The sequence below is a fragment of the Zestosphaera sp. genome, assembly GCA_038843015.1.
Classification (GTDB): domain Archaea; phylum Thermoproteota; class Thermoprotei_A; order Sulfolobales; family NBVN01; genus Zestomicrobium.
In genome coordinates, this window is record JAWBSH010000018.1 from 1 (window position 1) to 5,450 (window position 5,450).

A 5,450-nucleotide genomic window follows, 5' to 3' on the forward strand; every position below is an offset into this window, starting at 1 on the left:
CTTACCTACCAGAGTTCCGAGGATGCCGAACATTATTGAAGCGAGATTCTCTTCTGCATAGTACGTTCCACTGACTGAAGAAGAGTCTATAGTTTCCCAATAATCAGGTATGTTGCTGTGAAGCAAGTCTTTCACTATATCTTCATCCACTCTGAGAGCTCCTGTCACGTTACTGAGTTGTGTGTAGATATTGCTAACATAACTATAATCTCCCGCGACTCGATTCCCTGAAGAATCATAGTAGTCTCTACTCCAGTAGTTACTGCTAACCATTGTGTTTTCCACGTAATATGGTGTTATTATTGGTACGGGCACGGCGACCCACTCCTCATTATTAAGGCTCCACACATCCCACTTAAGAGTGAAGGCGTCATAATAATACCACATAAAAGCAGGTATTACTAGAGCAGCATGACTACGCCCTAACTGCCAGTCATAAGACGTGAAAGCAATGAATTTCGTGTCCTCGCTAAGGAACTGAGTAATTCCGCTACCTATAAGCACGCCCATTATAGTAGGGCCGTGTTTTCTTAATCCTGCTGCAGCAACTCCATACACTATTCCGGTCACAAGGGGTGGTATGTTTTGATAACTGGAAGTTACGGTTATCACGAGTGGTTTATAGAATGTGAATTCTGTTCCTGGTTGTAGTGTGTGGTTCCACGCTATTGAGTAGCTTGGTGATGGGTTTAGACAGTTTGTCAGTATCGCTTCGAAATTCACGAAATATTTGGGGCGGTAACACCAGCCCATAACGGCGGAGTTCAGGTATTCTTTCACGGACGCTATAGTCGGAAATCTTGACTTCTTGAATATCCAGACTCTCGCGTAGTAGTCTCTGAAGTTTTGCCATGCATAATTCTCAAGCCATGTCTCATCCCCGCCCTTAACAACGAGTCTATTTCTGAAGAATTGAGGAGGGTTCTCAGGAAGATTCCAGTAGTAGCCTCCCTGATACACGTCGCTAGACTGCGAGGTTATAGTGGGTTTTAGTGTGTCTTCGCCAAACCCTAACTCACGATGTATCCCTCTTATTACTGGGGTTATGTCTGTCTCGATTAAGAACTCACGCAGTCGTTCTACTTTAGGTATTGTTATCGTGACCCCCTTTTCGATTATCGCTAGCGGGTCCTCAAACGCTTTTTTCGATGACTCAAAGTAGTCATTGCCTAGACTCATGAAGTACTCTATGGACGTGAACGCATCACTACATATATAGTCGTGCCCCTCCTCATCATTTAACCAAATAGTTATTGAGAGTGTTGGTAACGTAAAACCGCTAATTCCGTGTTCTCTGAGACGCTTAATTATCTCCCCACCACTCATGCCCTCGACGACTCCAGTCTTCAAATACGTCTTCATCAACCTCTCAGACTCTCGCCGCAAACCCTCACTGAAGTATAGCGTAATTCTTTTTGTTCTGCTTAGTTCTGTAGTAGTTATTACGTGTGTCTCACCACCGAACGAGACGATGACCTCCCCAGAAAGTTTCTTCCCGTCAAGGACAAAGTCATTGTCTTCAAATATTATTGTTAGGGCTCCTCGCTCGCCAAACCCGGCGGCTCTCACTACGAAGGGACCAACACTCAAAGAAACCCTGTTGAAGAACCCGCTAAAAACTAGCGAAACTACAGAAATAGAAATCAAGACAATAAACACTAAAACAAAATAATTAATCTTCACTATTACGTCCCTTACCATATTAATCTTTCAAAGTTTATAAATTTTTCTATCTTTCTACTTAGAATAGCTTCTTTTTGTCGAAGTATTTTCACTCCCCTTAGTACTAGAGCAGGTGCATTGCAAGCAAGTATCCGCGTCTCGAACTCGTATTTCTATATTTTTAGCTCGTGATATTGTGTCGAGTTAAGAGTTCCTCTGACGCCCCGCCCTAAGGGACGAGGCTTTTCAGGTTGTAAAGTCAATCAGTTTTATTGGTGTTCTTAAGAAGTTCTTATCCTTTTAAGGGTTTTAAGTTCTCTAACTCTCATCTAGCGGCTCTGCAGCAATGACTAATGAGGACTTCTATAAAGAGTCTTAATAATGTCGAGAGGCTTAGAAGAGGGTTGACAGTCGTTTTGGTGTGTTAAGTTTTTGTAGGGTTTTGTGTTGGTGTAGGGGTGCCTGAGAAGTGTTGAGGGCGGTTTCTCGAGCTTCCCAGAGAGATTATATGTGAGTCTCGTGCTGTCAGGCTTGAAGGGTGTCCGTGACCTCCGCGTAGAGTGGCTAGTAGTCATGATGAATTGTGGGGCAGAAGCACAACCCATCCTAACAAACCTACAGAAACTAAGGCGGGAAACGATTAGTGATTGGGGATAAGTTTAAAGAAGATTAGCTCGAATTTTAGGTAGGAGAGAGTGTGCCGACTAATTTACCTGCTGAAGCTAAGGCTAAGTGGGTGAAGTATTTAGAGGCTAGAAGTACTGAGGAGAAGATAGAAGCTTTAGAAGAGTTTCTATCTGCTGTCCCTAAGCACAAAGGTACTGAGAATCTAGTCGCGTGGGCTAGGAGGAAGCTCTCAGAACTCAGGAAAGAACTTGAAGAAAAGAAGTCTAGGAGAAGTGGTAGTGGGGGTCCTACATTCTTCATAGAGAAGGAGGGCGCTGCTCAGGTAGTTGTTCTGGGCTTCCCGTCCTCTGGAAAAAGTTCTGTACTTAGAGCGTTAACTAATGCTAGGCCTGAAGTAGGCCGGGTGCCCTTCACTACTAAGCTACCTGTTCCGGGAATGATGACATACGAGGACGTTCAAATACAGTTGATAGATACTCCGGCATTTGTTGAGGGTCTTTCAAAAGGTGCTGTATGGTGGGGGACTAGATTACTAGGTCTCGCTAGAAACGCTGATGGTCTCTTAATAGTTCTTGACGCCTCGAACAATCCTATAAGACAGCTGGAAATCATAGCTAAAGAATTAACTGACTCAGGTATTTACCTAGTAAGGCCTAGAGGTCAAGTACACATAATTAGGGGGAGGAGTATTCAGGGAGTTAGAATAGTAGTAAACGGTAAGCTAATTGGGTGTACGGCTGATGACGTGAGGAGACTGCTCGAGAGTTACAGGCTCTACAACTCCGAGGTCAGGATAGTAGGTGAAGTAACTCTAGATGAGGTAGAGAGAGCTATTTTTGAGAAGACTACATACAAGCCCTCACTAGTACTGTTAAATAAAGTAGATCTTGTCGCAGAAGACCAAATAACTTCGCTAACGGAAGAATTAAAGAGAGTAGTTCCCGGAGTCAACGTAGTTCCTGTTTCCGCGATACTTATGAAGGGTTTCGAGAACGTTCCTTACTTAGTTTTCAAGATGCTCAACTTAATAAGAGTTTACACTAAAGAACCTAACTCAGATACTCACTCTCCAAAGCCTTTAATCCTTAAAGAAGGCTCAACACTCGAGGATGCTGTGAGAGAGATACGTGAAGAATTCTTAAAGTTTTTTAAGTACGCAAGGGTCTGGGGTCCCTCAGCTAAATACCCTGGCGAGAAAGTAGGTCTTTCTCACAAGTTAATGGATAAAGACATAATTGAGATAAGAACAACTATTAAAGGTATCTGAGCAGGAAGCGAGAGGTAGTGACTGTATGGTCAAGAAGAGCAAGGGTGTTAAGAAGAAGAGTGCTGAGGAGATTAAGCCAGAGAAAGAAAGGCTTCTCAAAGAAACTACGCAAGCAATTACTAAAGAAAAGAAAGTGAGTCGTAAGGAGGTAGACATTGATAAATGGATTGAGGAAAACATAAGAGAGTTTGTTGAGCTTTCAGGCCTCTCAATACTAGGCTTAAGTGATGCTCAGTACGTAGAGATACTACATGACATATTGACTCAACTATATGGTTCTCCCACTACTCGCACGGACGTTGAGACAGTAGTTAAGAGGTATAATAGACATAAAGAGATCATAAATGAGTTGATAGCTAATAAGTTAGTTCAAATGTTCGAGAATCTCTTGCCAAACCTCCTTGACTTCATAGTAGCGAGTGTTAAGGATTCAGTCCTTCTCGTAGCTCCCAAGATCTACGGGCAGGTAGTCAGGGAGAAACGAACAGACCTCATAGAGATACTCAAGATTAAGTGGTTTAATGCCTGGGTTAGTAAGAGACACAGGATCCCCCCAATCACGTGCCCCAAGTGTGGATTCAATTCTTTAATGCCAGACCTCTCCTGCTTAGTGTGCGGGTCTACCGTGAGTGAATCATTACTCAAGAAACACACAGACTTCGAGAGAAACCTAGAGAGGTTCGTTAGTGAGTTACCCTGCAACGAGTTGAGAGACCTACTCAATTACGACTTAGTACTGCTTAATAGCGAGGGGATTAAAAAACCAACAGAGCCTAGGAGTCCTGTAGACATAGAAGTATATTTAACTCCTAAAGAAAAGAAAGTAATTAGAGAGACTTACATCAGCAGGTGCAGGACGATAAGTGATGAGAGTAGTAAATGATGTGAAAAAACTGATGGAAATCGTTTACGAGAGTGACGTAGTCTTAGTGGTTATTTCAAAGACGGGAGTTCCCGAAACACGAGCCTTACAGAGAACTTTAAAGAAAATAGAAGAGAAGTCTAGAGGCTTAGTAATGACCGTGATGTTCGCCTCTGAAGAAATAGAAAATGATACGGTAACAGTATCACTCTTCTTTAAAGGGGTTGAGATAGTTAGGCAGAACGGTATTTTCGGCAACGAGAAGAAAGATTATGAAGCATTAAAGTGGACTATATCCTCAGTTCTGAGCAGAAAAGGTATTGAGACTCCTTTCTAGCAACTTGCTAGTGAGGGTTATTCACTACGGGTCTAGAAAAATGCAGGGTCTCTCTTTAGCTTGAGTATTCAGAGGCTACTAGAGGACGTATCGCCTAGTGCAACTGTTTTGGGTTTTATGAAGGTTTGTAAGGGGTTGGTGTAGGTTATCTAGTTAGTGGTCTTGAAGTCACTTTAGTTGTTTCAGGGTGTCGTTATTATTCTCGAAGTTGACCACATTTTATGATACCACATTATAGTAGTTCATCTATGAAAAATTCCTTAGGTATTCTATTATTAGATGTCTTAACACCCTCCAGATGTAGAAGTTTTTTCTTGAGGTCTGGTCTAGGCTTTCCTTTGATGGTGTAGCCGCCTAGTAGTCTATTGCCGTAAACTACTCTGTGACACGGTGTTATTATAGGTTCGTCATTGTCCTTTAGCGTTTTAGCGATATTTCTGGGATGGGTCTCTAAGAGCTTAGCTATTTTTGAGTAGCTAGTGACTTTACCTAGCGGTATTATCATGAGCAAAGTCTTAACAGCTTCTCTGAAACATTCTTCTGTGAAAGAAGTCTTGAGAGTACCATCTGATGTCTCTTCTATACATAAAAACTTCAAAGCAATTCTTCACTCTCACTGCTTCTCCGTGCTTTTAGTAGAGTATATTAGTATCCTGCCCTTCTCCTCATCTCTTTCAATAACGAATTCAGTTCCC

The 5,450-nt window shown here is 42.3% G+C and carries 6 protein-coding genes; 4 read left to right on the top strand and 2 right to left on the bottom strand.

Annotated elements, in window-relative coordinates; translation table 11 throughout:
* Positions 1–1,701 (bottom strand): hypothetical protein (locus QXL29_08195; protein MEM2284566.1); only part of this gene is annotated, 1,701 nt, incomplete at its 3' end.
* 471 nt (positions 1,702–2,172) lie between these two features.
* Here QXL29_08195 and QXL29_08200 point away from each other — a divergent pair.
* Genes QXL29_08200 through QXL29_08215 form a run of 4 tightly spaced genes read left to right on the top strand, consistent with a single transcriptional unit; the run spans position 2,173 to position 4,755 of the window.
* Positions 2,173–2,319 (top strand): hypothetical protein, encoded by a 147-nt coding sequence (locus QXL29_08200; GenBank protein ID MEM2284567.1) that lies wholly within the window; start codon positions 2,173–2,175, stop codon positions 2,317–2,319.
* 40 nt (positions 2,320–2,359) lie between these two features.
* The gene (locus QXL29_08205; GenBank protein ID MEM2284568.1) at positions 2,360–3,556 is read left to right on the top strand and encodes a GTPase; all 1,197 of its coding nucleotides are present in this window, start codon (positions 2,360–2,362) and stop codon (positions 3,554–3,556) included.
* 25 nt (positions 3,557–3,581) lie between these two features.
* On the top strand, positions 3,582–4,439 hold the full coding sequence (locus tag QXL29_08210; GenBank protein ID MEM2284569.1) for a hypothetical protein: 858 nt from the start codon (positions 3,582–3,584) through the stop codon (positions 4,437–4,439).
* Positions 4,420–4,755 carry a hypothetical protein gene (locus QXL29_08215; protein ID MEM2284570.1) on the top strand — a complete coding sequence of 112 codons (336 nt, stop codon included), beginning with the start codon at positions 4,420–4,422 and terminating at the stop codon, positions 4,753–4,755. The genes QXL29_08210 and QXL29_08215 overlap by 20 nt, the downstream gene beginning before the upstream one ends.
* 232 nt (positions 4,756–4,987) lie before the next feature.
* On the opposite strand, the gene QXL29_08220 is transcribed toward QXL29_08215, so the two are convergent.
* Positions 4,988–5,353, bottom strand: coding sequence for an MGMT family protein (locus QXL29_08220; GenBank protein MEM2284571.1), 366 nt, complete (start codon positions 5,351–5,353; stop codon positions 4,988–4,990).
* Positions 5,354–5,450: the final 97 nt, after the last annotated feature.